The organism is Flavobacterium magnesitis, assembly GCF_041729735.1.
Taxonomy (GTDB): domain Bacteria; phylum Bacteroidota; class Bacteroidia; order Flavobacteriales; family Flavobacteriaceae; genus Flavobacterium; species Flavobacterium magnesitis.
Window position 1 is genome coordinate 85,545 of the sequence record NZ_JBCFQK010000007.1, and the last position, 22,652, is coordinate 108,196.

Annotated in this window: 22 protein-coding genes; 10 read left to right on the forward strand and 12 right to left on the reverse strand. The window is 31.8% G+C overall.

The features are described 5' to 3' along the window. Positions 1–82: 82 nt before the first annotated feature. Positions 83–280, forward strand: coding sequence for a hypothetical protein (locus tag AAGV33_RS06930; RefSeq protein ID WP_373391235.1), 198 nt, complete (start codon positions 83–85; stop codon positions 278–280). 232 nt (positions 281–512) lie between these two features. Beyond that, positions 513–713 (forward strand): hypothetical protein, encoded by a 201-nt coding sequence (locus AAGV33_RS06935; RefSeq protein ID WP_373391236.1) that lies wholly within the window; start codon positions 513–515, stop codon positions 711–713. Between the two features lie 35 nt (positions 714–748). Here the strand turns inward: AAGV33_RS06935 and AAGV33_RS06940 are convergent, their stop codons facing one another. Next, positions 749–1,690 carry a LysR substrate-binding domain-containing protein gene (locus AAGV33_RS06940; RefSeq protein WP_373391237.1) on the reverse strand — a complete coding sequence of 314 codons (942 nt, stop codon included), beginning with the start codon at positions 1,688–1,690 and terminating at the stop codon, positions 749–751. Positions 1,691–2,193: 503 nt separating this feature from the next. Here AAGV33_RS06940 and AAGV33_RS06945 point away from each other — a divergent pair. The 3 genes from AAGV33_RS06945 to can all read left to right on the forward strand — a co-directional run bounded on the left by AAGV33_RS06945 (position 2,194) and on the right by can (position 4,789). After that, complete coding sequence (locus tag AAGV33_RS06945) at positions 2,194–2,340, forward strand: hypothetical protein (protein ID WP_373391238.1); 147 nt, start codon at positions 2,194–2,196, stop codon at positions 2,338–2,340. A gap of 80 nt (positions 2,341–2,420) precedes the next feature. After that, entirely contained in the window at positions 2,421–4,061 is a 1,641-nt protein-coding gene (locus AAGV33_RS06950) for a SulP family inorganic anion transporter (RefSeq protein WP_373391239.1), read from the forward strand. 92 nt (positions 4,062–4,153) lie between these two features. Beyond that, on the forward strand, positions 4,154–4,789 hold the full coding sequence (gene can / locus AAGV33_RS06955) for a carbonate dehydratase (RefSeq protein WP_373391241.1): 636 nt from the start codon (positions 4,154–4,156) through the stop codon (positions 4,787–4,789). A 35-nt stretch (positions 4,790–4,824) separates the two neighbouring features. Here can and AAGV33_RS06960 read toward each other — a convergent pair whose 3' ends face one another. Further along, positions 4,825–6,024, reverse strand: a complete 1,200-nt coding sequence (locus AAGV33_RS06960; RefSeq protein ID WP_373391243.1) for an LETM1-related biofilm-associated protein — start codon at positions 6,022–6,024, stop codon at positions 4,825–4,827. A 245-nt stretch (positions 6,025–6,269) separates the two neighbouring features. Between AAGV33_RS06960 and AAGV33_RS06965 the strand changes: the two genes are divergently transcribed. Beyond that, entirely contained in the window at positions 6,270–7,619 is a 1,350-nt protein-coding gene (locus AAGV33_RS06965; RefSeq protein WP_373391245.1) for a DEAD/DEAH box helicase, read from the forward strand. A gap of 173 nt (positions 7,620–7,792) precedes the next feature. Here the strand turns inward: AAGV33_RS06965 and AAGV33_RS06970 are convergent, their stop codons facing one another. From AAGV33_RS06970 to AAGV33_RS06985, 4 genes are all read right to left on the reverse strand, one after another. Next, positions 7,793–8,371, reverse strand: a complete 579-nt coding sequence (locus tag AAGV33_RS06970; protein ID WP_373391246.1) for a PhnA domain-containing protein — start codon at positions 8,369–8,371, stop codon at positions 7,793–7,795. Positions 8,372–8,542: 171 nt separating this feature from the next. Beyond that, on the reverse strand, positions 8,543–8,998 hold the full coding sequence (coaD, locus tag AAGV33_RS06975) for a pantetheine-phosphate adenylyltransferase (RefSeq protein ID WP_373391247.1): 456 nt from the start codon (positions 8,996–8,998) through the stop codon (positions 8,543–8,545). A 471-nt stretch (positions 8,999–9,469) separates the two neighbouring features. Beyond that, complete coding sequence (locus AAGV33_RS06980; RefSeq protein ID WP_373391248.1) at positions 9,470–9,997, reverse strand: hypothetical protein; 528 nt, start codon at positions 9,995–9,997, stop codon at positions 9,470–9,472. Between the two features lie 289 nt (positions 9,998–10,286). Then, positions 10,287–11,258, reverse strand: coding sequence for a D-alanine--D-alanine ligase (locus tag AAGV33_RS06985; RefSeq protein ID WP_373391249.1), 972 nt, complete (start codon positions 11,256–11,258; stop codon positions 10,287–10,289). A gap of 219 nt (positions 11,259–11,477) precedes the next feature. Here AAGV33_RS06985 and AAGV33_RS06990 point away from each other — a divergent pair, with 219 nt between their 5' ends. After that, positions 11,478–12,101 (forward strand): PASTA domain-containing protein, encoded by a 624-nt coding sequence (locus AAGV33_RS06990; RefSeq protein WP_373391250.1) that lies wholly within the window; start codon positions 11,478–11,480, stop codon positions 12,099–12,101. Next, complete coding sequence (locus tag AAGV33_RS06995) at positions 12,091–13,134, forward strand: RluA family pseudouridine synthase (RefSeq protein ID WP_373391251.1); 1,044 nt, start codon at positions 12,091–12,093, stop codon at positions 13,132–13,134. The genes AAGV33_RS06990 and AAGV33_RS06995 overlap by 11 nt, the downstream gene beginning before the upstream one ends. 84 nt (positions 13,135–13,218) lie before the next feature. On the opposite strand, the gene AAGV33_RS07000 is transcribed toward AAGV33_RS06995, so the two are convergent. From AAGV33_RS07000 to AAGV33_RS07015, 4 genes are all read right to left on the reverse strand, one after another. Next, positions 13,219–14,631: a family 43 glycosylhydrolase gene (locus tag AAGV33_RS07000; RefSeq protein WP_373391252.1), complete on the reverse strand. Its 1,413-nt coding sequence runs from the start codon at positions 14,629–14,631 to the stop codon at positions 13,219–13,221. A 15-nt stretch (positions 14,632–14,646) separates the two neighbouring features. After that, positions 14,647–16,017, reverse strand: coding sequence for a glycoside hydrolase family 28 protein (locus tag AAGV33_RS07005; RefSeq protein ID WP_373391253.1), 1,371 nt, complete (start codon positions 16,015–16,017; stop codon positions 14,647–14,649). Between the two features lie 170 nt (positions 16,018–16,187). Further along, complete coding sequence (locus AAGV33_RS07010) at positions 16,188–16,622, reverse strand: carboxymuconolactone decarboxylase family protein (protein ID WP_373391254.1); 435 nt, start codon at positions 16,620–16,622, stop codon at positions 16,188–16,190. Positions 16,623–16,679: 57 nt separating this feature from the next. Beyond that, positions 16,680–17,264 (reverse strand): Crp/Fnr family transcriptional regulator, encoded by a 585-nt coding sequence (locus tag AAGV33_RS07015; RefSeq protein ID WP_373391255.1) that lies wholly within the window; start codon positions 17,262–17,264, stop codon positions 16,680–16,682. A 153-nt stretch (positions 17,265–17,417) separates the two neighbouring features. On the opposite strand from AAGV33_RS07015, the gene AAGV33_RS07020 reads away from it, so the two are divergent. Further along, positions 17,418–20,351: a PAS domain S-box protein gene (locus tag AAGV33_RS07020; RefSeq protein WP_373391256.1), complete on the forward strand. Its 2,934-nt coding sequence runs from the start codon at positions 17,418–17,420 to the stop codon at positions 20,349–20,351. A gap of 321 nt (positions 20,352–20,672) precedes the next feature. After that, complete coding sequence (locus tag AAGV33_RS07025) at positions 20,673–21,878, forward strand: sensor histidine kinase (RefSeq protein ID WP_373391257.1); 1,206 nt, start codon at positions 20,673–20,675, stop codon at positions 21,876–21,878. 81 nt (positions 21,879–21,959) lie between these two features. Here AAGV33_RS07025 and trxA read toward each other — a convergent pair whose 3' ends face one another. Further along, positions 21,960–22,265: a thioredoxin gene (gene trxA, locus AAGV33_RS07030; protein WP_373391258.1), complete on the reverse strand. Its 306-nt coding sequence runs from the start codon at positions 22,263–22,265 to the stop codon at positions 21,960–21,962. A gap of 168 nt (positions 22,266–22,433) precedes the next feature. Further along, positions 22,434–22,646 (reverse strand): YgaP family membrane protein, encoded by a 213-nt coding sequence (locus AAGV33_RS07035; protein WP_373391259.1) that lies wholly within the window; start codon positions 22,644–22,646, stop codon positions 22,434–22,436. Positions 22,647–22,652 lie beyond the last annotated feature (6 nt).

Consider the following 22,652-nt stretch of genomic DNA (forward strand, 5'->3'; position numbering starts at 1 on the left):
TAAAGTGTGGAATGTATTTTCAAAATTATTATTTTTACAAAGCCTTAAATTGATGTTTAACCTTAAAAATCGTTTATCTATTATGTCAAAAATCATGTTTGATTATACAAAATCGATATTAGAAAGAGTGAGCTTTGATCCTGTACTTTTTAGTAAGGAATTAGAAAAAGCCATAAAAACACTCTTACCTTATGAATTAGAGCAGTTAAAAGAATGGCTGACTTCTTTTATAATAGAAAAACCAGAGTTGAAACCATCATTATTGATTGTCAATATTTAAAAAAAAAGGAATCGTTTTCGATTCCTTTTTTTTATGTATTTATGTTTCGGTTTGATGCGCTTTTTTAATCTGATTTTTCTAAGCACTATTGGATTAGTTAAATAATTCTGAAAATTTAACAAAACTTTTTTAGCTCTAATTTATGTGTTTTTTAACTAGCTGTAGCATCTGAGTTAAGCTCGGTATTTTGTAAATTACATCACTTTAAATTGATAACTAAAAAATATTTGTTATGCCACGAATGATATATGATTACACGAAATCTATACTTGAAAGAGTGAGCTTTGCTCCAGATTTGTTTGTAAAAGAACTTAAAAAAGCGGTTAGGAATTTATTACCGCACGAAATTGATCATCTTAGGAATTGGCTTTCCTATTACACAAAAGAAAAGCCAGAATTGCAACAATGTCTTTTTGTAGTAGAAAAAAACTAAAACAGTATAGAGTCAGGAAATTAAAAATCTTGGCTCTATTTTTTTTGAAGTGGACTTATTATTTGTACGTTTTGAAAAACAATTGCTCCTTTAATTACTCCGGCAATAGTCGTTCTTAAAGCTTCAATAATTTGAATTTTTAATTCGCTTTTTGGAAAAATCAAACTCACTTCTCTTGCAGGTTTTGGTTCCACAAAATGACGCAATTTAGTTTTATCTGATTCTTTTAAATCCAAAGTATGTAAATAAGGTAATAGGGTTGTTCCTAAACCTTCGTCGGCAAGTTTTATAAGTGTTTCAAAGCTACCGCTTTCAATTTGGAAATGACTGTCTTCATTTCGAGTATTATTTTTACATAGATTTAATATTCCGTCTCTAAAACAATGTCCATCTTGTAGTAGTAAAATTTCATCAATGTTTAAATCGGTGATTTCTATTTCCTTTTTTTGAAAATTATGATGGTTTTCTGGAATATAAGCTACAAAAGGTTCGAAATACAAAACAATTTCTTTGATTTTTTCTTCCATTAACGGCGTTGCAGCAATAGCGGCATCCAAGTGTCCGTTGTTGAGTTTGGTGATGATTTCCTCTGTATTCAACTCTTCAATAATGAGTTTTACTTTTGGATGTTTTTTTATAAAATTATTTAAAAACATGGGTAATAGAGTAGGCATGATGGTCGGAATGATACCCAGTCTGAATTCGCCTCCAATAAATCCTTTTTGCTGTTCTACAATGTCCTGAATTCTATCGGCTTCGTTGACAATGTTTTTGGCTTGATTAACTATTTTTTGTCCAATATCAGTAAGTTGAATTGGTTTTTTAGTTCTGTCAAAGATTTGAATATTCAGTTCCTCTTCTATTTTTTGAATTTGCATACTCAATGTAGGTTGTGTTACAAAACATTTTTCGGCAGCTAGAGTAAAATTTTTGTGTTCGGCTACTGCAAGAACATATTTAAGTTGAGTGATTGTCATGGATAGAGGTTTTTGATGCAAATATAAAAACAATCAATTTAATTTATAATGCAAAGTGCTGTTTATTGAATAATTTTTATAAAATAAATGTGTTCGTTTTTAAGTTTTACATTATAGACAAAGGAGTTATAACAATTTAAGAGGACTAATTTAGTAGTGTTGGTTTTTATTTTATTACTTAAAAGGATATTATGATTTTTCTATTTCTAAAATCACACTAATAACTATTTAATATTTTAATTCAAAAAATAATGATTTTTTTGAATTAAAATATTGGTTTTGTTGTTTTATTTTTAATGTTAATTTTTTTTAAAAAAACAACTGCTTTTGTGTAATTTGAATTTTTTTAGGGTTATTTTTGTTACAATGAAACAAGTAGCACGTTTTTTTTAATTCTTTTTATAGCTTTTTTATCTACACCTACAATTATCAGGTGGATAGAAAAGTCTAATGATACTACTATACTTTTTAGTATATCAGAAGAAGAACCTGCAAAAAAAGAGGTGAAAAACATTATCTACATTGCAGCTGTTGATGCTATATTTGAATTAAAAAGCGCTACAATGGGAAGTTTAATTCTTTCTAAAAATTTATCAAAACACGATAATATTTCTAGAAAAATATTTTCTCCTCCACCTAATTTGGTGTAATATTTGAATGGACTTTTTAAAAACTTTTGACCGCTTTTTCTACATGCAGTCAAGGTTTACACCTAATTAATTGTAGTATTATGACAAGAAAAATCAATCTTTTTGCTAACTTTAAGTCTGATTTTGCATCAGGCCTAGTGGTTTTTTTAGTGGCTTTGCCATTGTGTTTAGGTATTGCAATGGCTTCTGGTGCTCCCTTATTTTCGGGTATTATTGCAGGTGTTATAGGTGGTATAGTAGTTGGATATTTAAGCCAATCTCATATAAGTGTTACTGGTCCAGCGGCTGGTTTAACAGCAATTGTTTTAACAGCAATATCTGATTTAGGCGCTTTTGATATTTTTTTATCATCCGTTCTTATAGCTGGTGTGCTTCAATTGATTTTGGGTTTTGTGAAAGCGGGAAGTATATCCAATTATTTTCCAACAAATGTAATCGAAGGAATGCTTGCTGGAATTGGGATTATCATTATTTTAAAACAACTTCCGCACGCTTTTGGTTATGATTCTGATTTTGAAGGTGATGAAGCTTTCTTTCAAATTGATGGCGATAATACTTTTTCGTCCTTATTTAAGATTTTAAATCATTTTCATTTAGGAGCTATAATTATTACTTTAGTTTCTTTAGTGATACTTATTTCCTGGGATAAAGTTCCTTTTTTAAAGAAAATAAAACTGGTTCCAGGGGCTTTGATTGCAGTAATTTTTGGAATTATTATTAACGAAATTTTTGTTCGTACAGGAAGTTCTCTGGCTATTGATAATAATCATTTGGTATCACTACCTGTTCCTACTTCATTTGATGATGTAAAATCGATTATTGTAACTCCTAATCTTTCTGCATTTACTAATCCAGCTGTTTGGACTGTAGGAGTAACAATAGCTATTGTTGCCTCAATTGAAACCTTGTTGTGTATTGAAGCTTCTGACCGATTAGATCCACAAAAAAGATATACAAATACAAACGTGGAGCTAAAGGCACAGGGAATTGGGAATATTATGAGTTCGTTAATTGGTGGTTTGCCAATGACTTCAGTAGTGGTTCGCTCTTCGGCAAATAGTAATGCAGGAGCCAAATCTAAAATGTCTACCATCATACATGGTGTATTGCTATTGTTGAGTGTATTGATTATTCCAGTGATTTTGAATAAAATCCCGCTAGCAACTTTAGCAACGATATTAATATTGGTGGGATATAAATTAGCAAAACCTTCTACCATAAAGCATTTTTGGGATAGAGGAAAATACCAGTTTGTCCCTTTTATCGCAACAATGATTGCGGTAGTAGCAACAGACTTATTAAAAGGAGTGATGCTTGGAATTATAATAAGTGTGATTTTTATTTTAAGAGGGAATTTAAAAAGAGCCTATACTTTTAAAAAAGAAGAATATGAAGATGGCGATATTATTCATATTGATTTAGCACAAGAGGTTTCATTTTTGAATAAAGCTGCTATCAAAAATACTTTACAATCCATTCCTGAAAATTCAAATGTTGTGATTACTGCTCATGATACAGTCTACATTGCTCATGATATTTTAGATTTAATAAATGAATTTACATTAACAAGAGCAGTAGACGAAAATATCAAAGTAACATTGAAAGGTTTCAAAAAAGCATATCAATTAGAAAATACTGACGAAGTGCCAAATCACGTATCGATTGAGCATTATTATGATGTGGCAAAAAGAATAATGGTTAAAAAAGAGAAAAAAATCTAATTCAGAAATTGTTACTGTAAATGATAGTCTATCTTGGTTTCAAAGAATTAGAAAAAAAATAAAAAAATGTTAAACATATAAAGTAAAAAAAGATGGTTGATTTTTATAAAAAAATATTAGAAAACAATAAAGAATGGGTTATAAAATCATTAGAAAAAGATCCTAATTATTTTGCAGATTTAGCCAAAGGTCAAACACCGCCATTGTTATGGATTGGGTGTTCTGATAGCCGAGTTCCAGCAAACGAAATTATTGGAGCTAAACCAGGAGAAGTTTTTGTTCACAGAAATATTGCTAATATGGTGGTACATTCTGATATGAATATGTTGAGTGTGTTAGATTATGCGGTGAATGTTTTAAAAGTAAAACATGTAATTGTTTGTGGACATTATGGTTGTGGAGGTATAAAAGCCGCTATGGGAAATCAATCCATAGGAATTATTGATAACTGGATTAGACATATTAAAGATGTGTATCGCATGCACAATATTTACCTTAATTCTATTAAAGACGAAACGGAACGTTTTAATGCTTTTGTTGAAATCAATGCAAAAGAACAAGTTTTTGATTTAGCTAAAACATCCATTGTGCAAAATGCTTGGAAAAACGGACAGGATTTAACCTTACACGGTTGGGTTTATGGACTAAATTCAGGATTTGTAACTGATTTGAATGTAAATATCAGTTCAAATTCAGAGCTTGATGAAGTTTACCAATTGAATTTATAAAATAAAAAATCGCCTTATTTTTAAGGCGATTTTTTTTATTCATTATCTAAATTTTCATTGAATGCAGTGGGAAGTAATTTAGGGATAAATTTAATTAAAATAGGAAGTAGCAAGCTTCCTCCAGGAAGTAAAAAAATAGTTAGGGATGGTATGGTTTTACAAACATCCAGTAAATGTTTTTTTACTTTTTTCTTTTCTTTTTCACTCAGGTCTCTTCGGGTAGAATAAGCTAATAACAGCATTAATTCTTTGCTCTGTATGATTTCCTTAACTAATCTGTTTTTGTTACGGCTTATCAGTGTAATAACACTTTGTGTGGTTTGGTCGTAGAAATGTTTGACAGGATTAGAATAATTAAAATAAGGAATTTGTTTTTTATAAGTAGTTATAAAAATATCAGTATTTTTAATACTTTCCGTTACAAACTCAGCGGGAACACTTATGTTTTGTGCTAATTTATGCAAAAAGTAAATCTCTTCATTTTCAATCTCACCGTCACTCCATAAAGCCATTCCGGCCATGTCAATCAAATAATATTTTTCTAAATCAGAACTGAAATAGTCTAAATTGAGTTCGTCTAAATTTTGAACAGTAATTTTAGAAAACTTACTGTACCGAACCGAAGCTTCAAAGAGTTTGATTAATAAATCGTCATAATTGGATTTATTAGTCTTAATTTTTAATGCCAGTGTAACTACATTAATAACTGCTTCTTCAATTTTTTTTAGATACTTTTCAGGTATTTTTCCATTAATTAAGTATTGTCTAAAAGCGAGAATATCTATAAAAAGCAACGCATTGGTTACAATATGAGAGAAGTTTTTATTGATAATATCCACATTGGTTTGGACACGAGTATCAATAATCTTTTCTAAATTTAGAGATGGAGCACCGTTAGGCAGTACTTTTTTAAACAAATTAAAACCTTGAGGATGCATTTCATCATAAAAATCCAGGCATTTTTTAATAAAATTACTTGGTTCAAAATCACGAGTAGCTAGACCATAAATTCCGTATAATGCATTTAGTAAAGCAACTTTCGGAATCTCATTTTGTACCCAGCCTTTAGTATCAACAGGAGCAGGAGTTTCAAACGAAATAATGTGACCGTAGATAAATCCAGTTGCTCTGGTTTTTTTATAAAAAGAATCAGCATCCAAGAAAAGATGTTCTTTCTTGAATTCCTGTTTGATAAAAAATTTATCAATCCAACCAGATGCCGAAGGGTTAATCATTGTCTTTTTTTAATGCTACAAAGCTATGCTATTTTATAGTTTTGATGTTAGCTAAAAATAAAAAAACCATCTCAATTTTGTTAAATTAAGATAGTTTTTAATTTAGCCTTTATAATTGTGACATAAACCACTATAGCGCCTGAATTTATTGCCGTTTTTGGATTAAAAAATTTAATACAAACTTAGTGAGTGGCAATAAAAAGTAACTCTTTAAAAACTGAAATCTTTTTAATTACCTTTGCCGCATGAATAAGAAACACCATTCCAACAATATACTTTTAAATTTAGGTATCGAAAACCTAAATGAAATGCAGGAAGCCGCTCAGGAAACCATCTTGAATGAAAACAATGTTTTGTTGCTTTCGCCAACAGGTTCTGGAAAAACATTGGCTTTTTTGATGCCAGTTTTAGAAATGTTGCAAGCTGAAATTCTTTCTGTACAATGTTTAATTTTAGTTCCATCGCGCGAATTAGGATTACAAATTGAGCAGGTTTGGAAAAAAATGGGTACTGATTATAAGGTAAATGTTTGCTACGGCGGACATTCAATCGATACTGAAATTAATAATTTAAGCAATCCGCCAGCGGTTTTAATAGGAACGCCAGGTAGAATTGCGGATCATATCGAAAGAGGAAGTTTCCGTTTGGATAAAATTCAAACCTTAATTTTGGACGAATTTGATAAGTCTTTGCAATTGGGTTTTCATGAGCAAATGTCTTTTATTATTAGTAAATTGTCTAAAGTAAACAAACGCGTTTTAGTTTCGGCAACTTCTGATATTGAGATTCCAAAATACACCCGAGTGGTGAATCCGACAATTTTAGATTTTATTCCAGAAAGCGAAGAAGAATCGAATCTTTCGACCAAACTGGTTGTTTCCAAGGAAAAAGATAAGCTCAATACATTGTTTCAACTACTGTGTTCGTTGAAATCAGAATCGGCAATTGTTTTTTGCAATCATCGTGATGCTGCTGAACGCATTAGCGATACCTTGAACGAAAAAGGAATTTATTCTACTTATTATCACGGTGGAATGGATCAGGAAGAGCGTGAACGTGCTTTGATTCAATTTAGAAACGGAAGTGTAAGTTATTTAATCACAACTGATTTAGCCGCTCGTGGACTGGATATTCCCGAAATGAATCACGTAATTCATTATCATTTGCCATTAAAAGAAGATGAATTCACGCATAGAAACGGTCGTACAGCACGTATGACTGCTACGGGAACGGCTTATATTATTGCACATGAATCCGAGAAAAAAATGGATTATGTGGATTATGAAAATACGCCAGTTTTTTCAGTTGAAGATGCGAAGTCTTTACCGAAACCACCTCAATTTCAAACGATTTATATTAGTGGAGGAAAGAAAAACAAGCTGAATAAAATTGATATTGTAGGTTTCTTTTCCCAAAAAGGGAAATTGGAAAAAGGTGATTTAGGATTGATTGAAGTAAAAGATTTTATTTCGTTTGCCGCCGTAAAATTCAGTAAAGTAAAAGATTTGCTAGATCTTATTAAGGACGAAAAAATGAAAGGCAAGAAATATAAAATTCAAGTTGCTCGAAACGTAATTAAGAAAGTAGAAGAGTAGTATTCAGTCTGCAGAATTTAGAAAGCAGTTAACAGAATTTAGAAGGTATAAAAAAACAGATTTTAGATTAAATGTTCAACATTATTAATCTGAAATCTGTTTTTTGCTGTCTGCTGTCTGCTGTCTGCTGTCTGAATACTGCCTTCTGCAAATTGCCTTTTGAACTCTGCCGACTAAATTTTCTTCACGTATTGCGTAATTATTACAATTTGTTGACCATCCACTTTTCCTTCAATATATTCCGCATTTTCATGGTCTAAACGGATGTTTCTTACTGCTGTTCCTTGTTTGGCTACCATACTCGAACCTTTTACTTTCAAGTCTTTTATCAAAACTACCGAGTCTCCGTGTTCTAAAATTACTCCGTTACTATCTCTGTGGATGATTTTGTTTTCATCGTCTTCTCCTTCGCCAGTTGCTTTTGCCCATTCTAAAACATCTTCGTCCAGATACATCATATCTAGTAATTCTTGTGGCCAACCCGCAGCACGCAAACGGCTTAACATTCTCCAAGCTACCACTTGAACAGGAATATGCTCGCTCCACATGCTGTCATTTAAGCATCTCCAGTGGTTTAAATCTTCGTTGCCCGGATTTTCAATTTGCTCAATACAAGTAGTACAAGCTTGAACAGCCTCGTCAATTCCGCCTTTTTTAGTAGGAAGTACTTCGTATACTTTTAGATTTTCTGTTGCTCCACAAAGTTCACATTTTGATCCGCTACGTTTATTTAATTCTCTGTCTATGCTCATTATTTATTTTTATTTTTTTTGCGAAAGTACGGTTATTCAAGACTTTTTACAAGATTTTATTAGTCTCTAATTTAGTACTTAGTCCCTAGTCGCAAGTCCTTGATTCTGAAATCTAATTTTTTTTTAATTCTGCGTTCTGCGTTCTCATTTCTGCTTTCTGAATACTGAAAATTACATTACTCTTACCGCTTTCGGAACTAACATTTGGTATTCTCCACCATTTCTAAGTACATCACGAACAATACTCGAACTAATATAGGACGTTCTTGCAGCAGTCAATAAAAATACGGTTTCAATTTTAGATAATTGCCTGTTGGTATGAGCGATGGCTTTTTCGAATTCAAAATCGGCAGGATTACGCAAACCACGAAGAATAAAATTCGCATTGATTTTTTTACACAAATCGATGGTTAAGCCTTCATAAGTAATGACCGAGATTTTAGGTTCGTCTTTGAAAGTTTCCTCAATAAAGCGCTTTCTTTCTTCCAGTGGAAACATGTATTTTTTCTCGGCATTCACCCCAATCGCAATAACAATTTCATCAAATAGCGGAATTCCTCTTTTGATAATGTCTTCATGACCTAAGGTAATTGGATCAAAAGATCCTGGAAATATGGCTTTTCTCATTTTTTTTTGAGGTTCTATGATTCTGAGTTGCTAAGTTACAAAGTTTTTTAGGAGTTGGTGTATATTTTGGAGCTTCTTCCTGCCATCCGTTACAAGCGTTATCTTTTAATGCAAAAATAAAAGCTTTTAGATCCCAATTCAGAGGGGTTAGGAATGTAGAATTTTTTCTTTTTAGGCTAATCAATATTTATGCGTAATTTTTCTAGCTCCACAGGTTTTCGGATTGATCCGATATTACGAACGGAAGTAAGTATGCTTTCATACATGTGATAAAAATGAAAAGCCTCACATTTGTGAAGCTTTTCTTGTTTATTGGGACCGTTCAGATTTTTAAGAATCCTATCTATTTAAAGATCGTTCAGATTCTTTTATCCTGTCCCATATTCTACATACAAAATTACGCTTTTGTGTAATATCATTACTATGATATCAATCTTTTATATCTATTTATATATGTATGTTTGATAGGTTTTATTGATACCCAAAATCTCTTATTTTAGTTATTTTATTGGCAATTTTTCTACTTAATATTGAACTATCTCCATCAATATCTAAAACGTATTGTCCATCAAATATTCTAAAATTATCTTCTACCATTGCTGTTACTAAAGTAATTTCATACAAAGTTATGTCTACAAAATGACATTCAATAACGAGGTTTAATATTTCATCATTATTAGTTCTTTGACGTATTGTTATTCTTTTATCCTTTCCTCTAAACTCAGGATATTGAATAATATTAAATTTAACATCTCTTAGTTGATAATAGAAAATATGTTTTATAGCTTGAAGTGCTAATTTTTGTAGTGAATCAATATCTATGCCTAATCTTTCGGTTTGTCTCAGACTACAGTGTTTATCAAGCCATAGTTCTATTGATAAGTCGTGTGAGCATTCGTGAAATTTTTTGGCAAAATCTGTACTTGAATTTGCTGAATAACTAAGAGGATCTATTATTTCTTTTTCTTCATTTTTTGCAATTCTCGGTCTATCTCCCATAATTATAAATTTAAGCAATTATAAGAAATATTTTTTTTTAAATACCTAAAATAAAAAAATGTTTACAACCAGATATATTTCCTTTAATCTATTTGTAAATCCAAAATGGTGGAAATACTTTATATTAGCACAAAGAAGAGTAATCAGCTTGAATACTTTGTCGAGTTACTGTATGAGATTGCTTCGTTATCGCTCACAATGACATATTGAGGTGTTAAAAAATAAGCCACAGATTTAAAAGATCAATCTGTGCTAATCTTTTAAATCTGTGGCAAAAAAATAATTTCTTTTAAGCTAAAGCCAACTCAATAGCATTAGTAAACAAATCTTCTAATGAAATTCCAGCTGCTGCAGCTTGTTGCGGAATCAAACTTTCGGTAGTTAATCCTGGAATGGTATTCATTTCGAGCATGTGTGGTTCATCGTTAACAATGATAAATTCAGAACGGGAAAATCCTTTCATTTTCAATACTTCGTAAGCACGCTTGGCAATGATTCCCACTTTTTGAGTCATTTCGTCAGAAAGTCGGGCAGGAGTGATTTCCTGTGATTTTCCTTGGTATTTGGCTTCATAATCAAAGAAATCATTTTCAGAAACGATTTCGGTAATGGGCAAGACAATAATTTCTCCTTTGTAATTGATCACACCTACAGAAACTTCGGTACCGTCAAGGAAACTTTCTATGATAATTTCGTTGTCTTCTTTGTATGCGGTTTCAATTGCGTTAGGCAATTCGGCTTCGGTTTTTACTTTTGAAATTCCGAAACTAGATCCTGCTTTATTTGGTTTTACAAAACATGGCAATCCTACTTTATTGATAATTTCGGTAGTATTAATTATATCGCCTTTGTTTAAATAATAAGAAATAGCTGTTTTAATTCCGTATGGTTTTAATACCGAAAGCAAATCTCTTTTGTTGAAAGTTAAAGCGGCTTGGTAATAATCGCAAGAAGTTTGCGGAATACCTAATAATTCAAAATAAGCCTGCATTAAACCATCTTCGCCTGGAGTTCCGTGAATGGCGTTGAAAACACAGTCAAAATTGATTTTGCTTCCTTTTATGGTTACTGAAAAATCGTTTTTGTCTATTGGAAATTCAGTATTTGAATCGTCCACATAAACCCATTTTTCTTTGAAAATATGGATGCGAAATCCGTTGTATTTGGTTTGGTCTAAGAATTTGTAAACTACGTTACCGCTAATAAGTGAAATTTTGTACTCACTAGAATAGCCGCCCATGATAATGGCAATGTTTTTCATTTAGTCTCGTTATGTATTGTAAAAATTGGTTTTTGTGTTTTTAGCCCCGATGGCAACGGCATCCTTTTTCTCGCTCCTTTAGCGAGGAAAAGATAGAGTGAACAGCGGGAAATAGCTCCTGAAATAAAATAAGCTAGAACGGAAGCTAGATTAAACAAAATTATCATTTTTTTTGAAACGAAATAGCTTTATCTTTGTCACCTTTCAAAAAAATAATATATGAGTTTACGTAAATATCTTACTAGTCGCACGTTTTTTACACAGATTTTTATTGCTGCTTTAATAATCGTTCTTTTGGGTTATCTTTTTATGCATTGGTTGACTTTTACTACCGATCATGGAAATGAAATTACCGTTCCTGATTTGAGTAAATTGACCGAGGAACAAGTAGAAGAAAAGCTGGACGAATTAGATTTAGCTTATGTCTTGCTTGATAGCGTAGATTACAGAAGCAATTATCCTAAATACAGCGTGGTACAACAAGATCCATTGCCAGGAGCAAAGGTAAAAGAGGGGAGAAAAGTTTATATTAAGATTAATAGTTCCGGTTTTTCATCTATTAGAATTCCTGATTTGATTGAGAAAACCTATCGTGAAGCGGTTCCAACATTAAAAGCATTAGGACTTGAAGAAGGAACAATTACCTATATTCCAAATCTTGGAAAAGATATGGTTTTAGAGATGCGTTACAAAGGAAGAAATATAAAACCTGGAGATCGTGTTTTGAAATCGTCTAAAATTGACTTGGTTTTAGGGGATGGAAAAGCGAGTTATGAAGAAGATATAGTAACAGATACAATAATTGCTAATCCAGCAACAGACGAAACACCAAATGAACAATAATATTGAGCCGATTGACTTAGAAGAAGAGGAATTATTTGAGCATTTTAAATTTGAAGTTCCTAAAGGACAAGCAATTTTACGAATTGATAAATATTTGATGGGATTGATTCCCAATGCTACTCGAAATAAAATACAGAATGCTGCTACCGATGGTAATATTTTTGTCAATAATGCTACGGTAAAATCGAATTATAAAGTAAAACCGTTTGATGTAGTTACAGTAATGTTATCGCATCCACCGTTTGAAAACCATGTGCTTCCAGAGAATATTCCGTTGAATATTGTTTATGAGGATGATACTTTATTATTGGTAAACAAAGAACCAGGATTAGTAGTTCACCCAGGACACGGAAATTACACAGGAACTTTAGTAAATGCTTTGGCTTTTCATTTTGAGAATTTACCAATGAACAGCAGTGAGCGTCCAGGACTGGTTCACCGAATTGATAAAGATACTTCGGGCTTGTTGGTAATTGCCAAAACCGAAGCTGCTATGACACATTTAGCCAAACAATTTGAAGCTAAAACTACCGAAAGGGAATATGTAGCTCTAGTTTGGGGAAATGTAGCTGAAGAAAGCGGAACGATCGAAGGAAATCTGGCACGTCATTTAAAAGACCGTATGCAAATGGCTGTTTTTGCTGATCCTGAAATTGGAAAACCTGCTATTACACATTACAATGTTTTAGAGCGTTTTGGTTATGTAACTTTGATTACGTGCCGATTAGAAACAGGTAGAACACACCAGATTAGAGCACACATGAAACACATTGGTCATCCATTGTTCAATGATGAGCGTTATGGAGGTCATTTGATTTTAAAAGGAACTACGTTTACCAAATACAAGCAGTTTATAGAAAATTGTTTTAAAATTTTGCCAAGACAGGCTTTGCACGCAAAAACATTGGGTTTTGTGCATCCAAATACTGGAGAACTAATGCGTTTTGATACCGAATTGCCACAGGATTTTAAAGATTGTATTGAAAAATGGCGTAATTATTCGAAATCGCACGCTACAGATGATGAGGAATAATTGAATTATTCTAAAAGTTATCTCATAAAAAATCGGAACAGAATTTAATTTTGTTCCGATTTTTTTATTGGATTTTTCGGGAATTTAATTCTTGATAATTACTTTATCTAAAGCAACAAAATCACCAGTACTTCCAAATTGAGTTCCGTCTTTTTTATACCAATTACCGTGTTCTCCTAATACGGTAACTGTAATAGTATAGTTTTCTTTTGGTAAAACTGGACTAAGAAATCTTAAAGCATTTTCGGTGTATTTGCAATACATATCAATAGTGGAGGAAAGTATTGTTTTTCCTTTCTTGTTTTTGATTATAATAGCAGCATAACCGCCATCTACTTTTGATGTGCCGTAAAAACCAACTTGTGTTCCTTTAAAATCAACTGAAAAAGAAGCTCCTTTAACATCAGATTGACTTATTTTAGATGAATTATCTTCTGACCAGTTTCCAGAATATTGAATTGCTTTCGCATCCGTATTTTGAATTTCAGTATAGTTCATTTTGGAAGGTGACCAAGTACCTTTCTCAATATCAATTTGCCAGCTTTGTTTATAATCGGGAAGGAAAATACTGTTTTCAGTTACTAAAAGTGGTTGCCAAACATAAGTTGCCGCCGAATTTTGACGGGGAAAAGCCCAACGATCTCCCATAAATAAATAAGTGGTTTCTTTTGAACCAATGATAGGAAGCACAAATGTAGATTGCGAATTCCAGGTTAATGAATCTTTTGGTGCAAAAATACCACGCTCTGTCCAAGGTCCTTTTAACGAAGGTGCGCTAAAATAATAGTTGTCATTTCGTTCCCAGGAAGTTAAACCAGAACCCAACCAAAAATATGTATCGTCTTTTTTAATAATCACGGGTGCTTCGCAATGTGAGGTCATGTCTTTTACTAATTGTTCCGTCACACTTTTGTAATCATCACTCAGTTTGTATAAATTTCCTGAATGTGAAATAATGTAGCCACTGCCATCGGTATCTTGGAAAGTGCCCATATCCCATTTTTTGATAGGTTTACCTTCAAAAAGTACTGGGCCTTGAAAAGTGTATTCGCCATTGATGGTTTTAGAAGTTGCATATCCAACATACTGATCTTTGTATTTAAGGTCATCAACGTGCATGTACATAATGTATTCGCTTGTTTTTGGGCATTTCATTACTTTAGGTCTTTCGCCCACACGATTTGGACCTAAATCGCCTGATTTTTGTACAGGTAAGACCATTTTTTCAAATTTCCAATTGTATAAATCTTTTGAAGAATAACAACTAAAACCATTAAAAGCATTGCTGGTATCTGATTTGAATTCGCCAAAAAGATAAAATTTCCCATTATCTTTTACAATATTGGCTCCATGTGCACTGACCACATTATTGTTGTTATCAAACAAGGGAATTCCAGAATAAATGGCGTCTATTTTTCCTTTTTGGGCTATCGCCAAAGAACAAACGGCAAAAAAAGCTAAGGTTAAAAAGATCTTTTTATTGTTTTTTTGAAACATGAAATAGGAATTTGTTTATTTAACTTTAAAGTTTATTACGTTTTCACTAATGTGTTTTTCTTCTCCCTGAATGGTTTCGGCAGTAACGTTTTTAAGAGAAATGTTTCGAATAGGCAACTCTTTTTCACCTTTGATTTTGGAAATGAATTTCACGTTTTTAGCAGTAACATTTTTTAGAAAAACATTAGAAATAGGAGTCAAGCGACGTTCAACAGTTGGAACTAAATTCTTCCATTGGTACAAAACATCGGTTTCAATACCAAGTACTCCAAAATCCATTTTACTCCCTTTAATATTTTGAACATAAATATTCTTTACATAACCGCCCATGCGTTCATTGGTTTTAATAAAAACCAGATGAAACATTTTGGCTCCGTCTAATACTTCGCAATTGTCAATGAAAACATTTTCTATTCCTCCAGAGAGTTCACTTCCTACGGCTAATAATTGATGTCCGTTTTTAATGATGCAATTTCGAATGATTAAGTTTTTTGTTGGTGTTTTTGAGCGCCATCCTTCTGGATTTCTACCTGATTTTGCAGCAATGGCATCGTCACCTTGGTCGAAAGTTACATTTTCTACTAAAATATTCTGACTCATTTCAGGATCAAAACCATCGTTGTTGTGACCGTGAGCATAAATGTTTAAATTTCGAACTACAATATCCTTAGAAAGATAGGTATGAACGGTCCAAAACGGACTGTTTGTAATAGAAATTCCGTCCAGTAAAATATTTTCACTTCTATTAAACTGAATAAATTGTGGACGAAGATTAGCCGTGTCATTTACCATAACACGTTTTTCTACAGGAACATTTTCACCTGATAAATTGTATAATCTTTTTAAGCTATTCATGTGACCTGCCGGACGACCCGCCCATTTTTTCCAAAAATCCATTTTTGCTTTTATTCCGCCTTCGCCAGTAATAGCAACGTTTTTACATTTGTAAGCATAAATTAAAGGCGAATAATTGTAGCATTCTAATCCTTCCCAGGTAGAATGTACAGCAGGTAAATAATCGTTTGGATTATCAGAAAAGAGCAATAAAGCACCTTTATTTAAATGCAAATTGACATTGCTTTTAAAGCGAATATTTCCAGTAAGCCATTCTCCTTCGGGAATAACAACAATTCCTCCGCCTATTTTGTTGGCTTCGTCTATGGCTTTTGCAATGGCTTGCGTAGTTTTATTTTGGTCTCCTTTTACAGCTCCAAAATCAGTAATGAGTAGTTTTTTGCATTTACTGAAATCAGGAATATTAATTTTTGTGGTTCCAAATGGCGCTTTTACTTTTATTTCTTTGGTAGTTACTTTTGTCGGATCTATTTTAAAAGAAAAGAGACAAAGTGAAAGTGTTAAAAAAGCACACAGAATAAAATTTTTCATTTATGGTTTAATTTTAAGTGGTGATAAAAAATAGTGTGTTTCAAAAGAACTCCGTATTTTGAAGACTTGACAAATATAAAAAACCGATTATAGATAAGTATCCTGATTAAAAACAGACAGCTCGCTTAAATTACTTCAAGCGAGCTGTCTGTTTATTTTTGAATCGAATTTTAAGAAGCAGGTTCTAATTGTGTACTTACTGCAATTCTATTCCAGGCATTGATGGTAACTACTGCCATAATAATTTGTGCAATTTGATTTTTATCGAAAAATTGTTCCGCTTTTTTATAGGTTTCGTCAGATAAACCTTTGTTTGAAATTAGCGTGATTTCTTCGGTAATGGCTAAGATTACTTTTTCTTCTTCCGAAAACAATTGGGTTTCATGCCAGGCATTTAATAAAAAAATGCGTTGTGTTGTTTCGCCGTATTTAAGGGCATCTTTAGTATGCATGTCAATACAAAAAGCACAGCCATTGATTTGTGAAGCACGAATCTTAATTAACTCTTTTTGGATTTTTGATAACTGAATGGTTCCTAGATAATTTTCTAGTGCATACATAGCTTTAAAAGCTTGAGGTTCTGTTTCGTTGATGTTTACTCTCATTTTTTTTAGTTTCAAATATTAATAGAGCAAAGTTCAGTAATAAGAAACTAGAAAAACTTAAACTGGTTTAAGAACGCTTTTTTTTCTGATTTCACTTAAATATTCTGGCGAAAAACCAAGAAAAGAAGCGATGAGGTATTGTGGAATACGTTGGACAAATTCAGGTTGGCTTTTGCAGAGTTGCTCATAAAATTCTTCTTTAGTCAAATCATACAAATATTTTATTCTCATTTGTGAAGCAGCATAAGCCCTTTGGTAAATGAATCTAAAATAACGTTCCATTTTTGGAAATTTTTCTAATAGTAATTCTTGGTCTTCTCGATCTAAAATTAATATTTCTGAGTTTTCTACTGCCTGAATATAAAAAGAAGTTGCTAATCGATGTTCGTATGCAATGTTATCAGTAATCCACCAGTTTTCAATTGCAAATTCGGTGGTTTGTTCCACTCCTTTGTCGTTGATAAAAAATTTTCTCAAACAACCTTCAACAACAAAAAAATGAGATTTACATAATGCACCTTCAATAAGTAAATTTTCTTTTTTTCGAACAGTTAGCGTTTTAAAAAAAGCAGATATGGCATCAAAATCTTCATCGTTGATTTGGATGAATTTTTCTAAATGGAGTCTAAATATTTCGAACATAATACTTTAGAAGTGTTTTTTGAAAAACAGTAGTTTTTCAAATTTAAGCATAAAAAATAGTTTTAGCACTAGTTTTTTTGTTAATGTCAGGACAGTTTTTAAATTCCAAATGACTATATTTATCAGTAAATGGACAGACTTATACATTAATGTATGAAAGAAGAGAAACCTAGTTATGAAGATTTATTGGCTAAGATCAATGTTCAGGAACAAAAAATGAACAGAGCAAAACGCTTGTATCTTTTTATAAGTCGTATTAATCAGATTATTGTTCGCGCACAGGATAGAAATCAGTTGTTTAAGGAAGTTTGCAATATTGCTGTTGAAATTGGGGGCTTTAAAATGGCTTGGATTGGCATGATTGATCCCGTTACTCAAGATGTAATTCCTGTGGGTGTAGGCGGTCTTGACCAAGAATATTTGTCTGTAATCAAGCAAATTTCTGCAAAAATCGATCAAGAAGGAGGAAGAGGACCTGCTGGAATAGCTATTAGAAAAGGAACTCATCAGGTTTGTAATGCTATTGAAGAGGATTCTTCAATGGATTTGTGGCGAGAAGAAGCTTTAAAAAAAGGGTTTCGTTCGCTGATTGCCATACCTATTAAAATGTATGATAAGGTAGTAGGAGTTTTTGTGATTTATGCAGCGGAGAAAAATTATTTTGATGATGAAGAAATCAGTTTGTTAAACAATGCAACTTCTGATGTCACATTTGCTTTAGAATTTTTTGAAGAAGAAATAATGAGAAAAGAAGCTGAAGAGGCTGTTGCTCAAAGTGAAAAAAGATTTCATACCCTAACCGAAGTCTCTCCCGTAGGGATTTTTAGAACCGATTTGACAGGAGCTACAACTTATGTCAATCAGCGTTGGACTCAAATAGTTGGAATTAGTTATGAAGAATCGATGGGAAGTGGTTGGTATATAGCCATTCATCCCGATGATCGTATAAAAATATACAACGAGTGGAAAAAAGTAACAGCCGATAAAGTAAGATCATTATTAGAATATCGTTTTATAAAACCAGACGGCAATATCATCTGGGTAATAGGTCAAGCCACTCCAGAGACCAATGCCGAAAATGAAATTATAGGATTTATTGGAACCATTACTGATATTACTGAACGAAAAGAAGCCGAAGACAAGTTTTTTAAAACCAGTAAAAAGATGGAAGCTATTATCGAAGCTATTCCAGATATGATGTTTGAAATAAATTTAGAAGGAATGATTTTTAATTATCATACTCCCAATAATGATTTATTACTGATGTCTCCATTCTTCTTTGTTGGAAAAAATGTCAGAGAGGTATTGCCAGCTCCTGCGGCATCTGTTTGTTTTTCTGCCTTGGAAGAAGCACACGAAAAAGGTTTTTCCAGAGGAAAACAATATTCACTAGAATTAAATACGGGGAAATTTTGGTTTGAGTTATCATTAGCTCCAATGAAAGAAGATGAAAGAAAAGAAAAACATTTTATAGTTATCTCTAGAGATATTACCGAACAGAAAATGGCTACTGAAGCCTTATTAAAAAACAAAACAAGATACCGAGGGATATTAGATAATCTGGAAGCTGGAATTGTTGTTCATGATGCTAATGGGATTATTATTATGTGTAACAGTAAATCGGGGGAATTGTTAGGTTACAGTATTGAAGAATTGATGTCTGGAGATAGAGAATCTTTGAAATGGCATTTTTTAAATGAAGATTATTCAGAAATGAAGGTTGATAATTATCCAATAAATCAAATTATTCGTTCTAAAACAGCTATTAAAAATTTTCCGTTAGGAATTATGGAACCCACTACAAAAAAGATTATTTGGATTTTAGTAAATGGATTTCCAACACTGGATAAAAACGGTAATATTCAAGAAGTAGTGACCAGTTTTATTGATATTACTAAGCAAAAAATGATGAATTATGAAATTCAAAAAGCAAAAGAATTAGCAGAAATTGCTAATAAATCCAAAACGGATTTCCTAGCGAATATGAGTCATGAAATAAGAACACCATTAAACGGAATTATTGGTTTTACCTCCTTATTGATGGAATCCAATTTAGAGCAAAATCAGAAAGATTATATGCTTACAATTAATGAATCAGCAAATACATTGATGGATATTGTTAATGATATATTGGATTTTTCTAAAATTGAAGCGGGTAAATTAGAACTTAAAATTGAAGAAGTTGATCTCTTTGCTATAACAAATCAGGTTGTTTCGTTGTTTAAATACCAAGCCAATCAAAAACAAATCGATTTGGTTTTAGATATAGATGCTAATGTGCCACAATATCTTTTTACAGATTCATTGCGGTTGAAACAAATCATCATCAATTTGATAGGAAATGCAGTTAAATTTACTCAAAAAGGACAAATACAATTGGAAATTAAAACTATTTTGCCTTTCGAAGAGCATTATGTCAACCTTAATTTTTCGGTAAAGGACACAGGAATAGGGATTCAATCAAAAAATTTAGGCAAAATATTCCATTCTTTCGAACAGGAAGACAATTCTACAAGCCGTCAGTTTGGAGGAACAGGACTTGGATTAGCCATTTCTAACCGACTATTGGCTTTGATGGATTCGAATTTGGAATTAGAAAGTACTTATGGAGAAGGCAGTAAATTTTATTTTAATATCAGATTGAAAAAATCGGAGGTACAAAATCACCATTTGTTAAAAACCAATGGCAAATTAGTTATGAAAAATATTTTAGGAGCTAAGAAAGTTTTAATTGTGGAAGATAACACCATTAATATGCTATTAGCTAAAACATTAGTTAAAAGAATTATTCCCGAAAGTATTATTATCGAAGCTTTTGATGGAGACGAAGCCATTGAACAATATCAAAATCAGCAGCCTGATATTATTTTGATGGATATCCAAATGCCAAATAAAAATGGATTTGAAGCCACACATGAAATTAGAAAAATAGAAAAAAATGGTTCAACACCTATTATTGCTTTAACTGCAGGAATATTTATAGAAGAAAAAGAACAATGTCTCAAATCAGGAATGAATGATTACATTACAAAACCCATAATTGTATCCGATTTAGAATCGGTAATGTTAAAATGGCTGTCACATTAATTTGTTTTTTACTACCTTCAAAACTTTAATCAGTGTGATTTTTGTCTTTTTAATTTACAAAAGCTATTGGTTGATAAACTTTAGTATCCACAAACAGCCCAATTCTGAGATAATCTTACTACTGACTGGCAAATAGAAGTACACCTCTTTAATTTTAAAATTGTAAGTTGCTCTATAAGCACAATTTACAAAGCAGTTTGTCGTTTATAAAACTATTAAATGTTGATAAAAAAAATATAAGTATTTACTTCTAAAAGTATATTTTTGTAAAGCATTTTATTTAATTACAATATCGAAATAACCATTCATAATAAAAAATACATGATTAAACCTGATAAATTTATTAGAGAAATGGACAGGCTAAGGGATTTAGATTCCTACTCTATCATAGATACACTTCCAGAAGACGAATACGATCAACTTACTGAATTAGCAGCTCAAATATGCGGTACACCAATTTCATTGATAAGTCTTTTAGACGATAAAAGACAATGGTTTAAATCACATCATGGGACACATTATACTGAAACACCAAAAGAAATTGCTTTTTGTGCTCATGCCATACACAATATTGATGAAGTTTTCATTATTGAAGACGCGCGAATGGATAATCGGTTTTATGATAATCCTATAGTAGTCGAAGACCCCAATGTTGTATTTTATGCTGGCGCTCCTTTAGTTGGGCAGGATGGTTTGCCTTTAGGAACAATATGTGTAATTGATAATAAGCCGAATGAGCTCAATGAGAGTCAAATAAAATCGTTGAAAGCACTTTCGAACCAGGTAATGAAGTTGCTGGAATTAAGAAAGAATAAAAAACGACTTGAAAATACTTTACTGGAATTTGAAAATAAAAACAAGGAATTAGAAAGGTTTGCTTACATAGCGGCTCATGATTTAAAATCTCCATTAGGAAATATTACTGCTCTGACCGATTTTTTTACAGAGAATTATGGTGAAGATTTAGACAAAGAGGCTTCTGAAATTATATCTTTAATTCATCATTCATCAGTTAAATTAAGAGGATTAATAGATGATTTACTGGAGTACAGTAAATATGATAAAATTATTAAAGAAGGAAAGACCGAAGTCAATTTGGAAACCCTTAAAAAAGAAATTTTAGGACTTTTTAGTTTAAATAAGAAGTACAATATTAGTTTAAAATCAGATGTTACTACATTGTTTACTAATAAAATAGCCTTAGAGCAAATTTTGATTAATCTTGTTTCTAATGCCATCAAATACAATAATAAAGAAATTGCTGAAATTGAAATTCAGGTTACAGAAGGACCTTTACAATACAATATTTCAGTAAGAGATAATGGACCAGGAATATCCAAAGAAAATCAACATAAAATTTTCGAAATATTTGAAGTTTTGGACACTTATGATCAATATGGCGAAACTGGAAACGGTATTGGTTTAGCAACAGTAAAAAAACTTGTATTGGCTCTAGGAGGAACAATTGAAGTTGAATCAGAAATGGGGAAGTTCACTGTGTTTAACTTTACTTTAGATAAACACTAAAATTGTTTAGAATTGTGTTTTAATCGAAAAAAAAAAAATTAAATCTTCTAAATCTATAAAAAAGCAAGTCCTAATAAAACATTAGGACTTGCTTTTTTCTAAAACAATTTGAACAATAGCGTTTTTGTCTAAAACACCTGATTGTCGCCATAATTGTTTTCCGTTTTGGAATAAAATCATTGTGGGAACACCGCGAACTTGGTATTGTGAAGCAACTTGTTGGTTTTTGTCTACATCAATTTTTATAATCGAAATTTGCTCTCCTAACTGTTCTTTTACTTCTTTTAAAATGGGACTCAGCATTTTGCAAGGACCACACCAAGTAGCAAAAAAATCGACTAATATTGGTTTTTCAGATTGTATCAATTTATCGAAATTACTATTCATTGTTTATTTTTTGTTGAATTTAGCTATTGTACAGCATTGCTCGTTATTCATGATAGTTTTTGTAATGATTTGAAAGCAAAACACAAAAAAAAATTGCAAAAAAGCTAAAATTAGTTTTTGTATTGTTTAATAAACTTTTAAAAGAATTATGGCGAGTCTGTTTATAATTTAATGACTTAGTTTCTTTTTATTTGTACTAATACCCCAAGGAGTATACATAGGACAAAAATTGATAGAAATGGTAATTAATAAGATTACGGCAATAGCCATTAAAATGATTCCTAAATTTCCAGTAACGGTGTTTGTAAGATACAATGTTGCTAGTGCGATGGCAATAATTCCACGGATTGATTTGTCTGTTTTTCCCATATTATGTTTCATGATTTC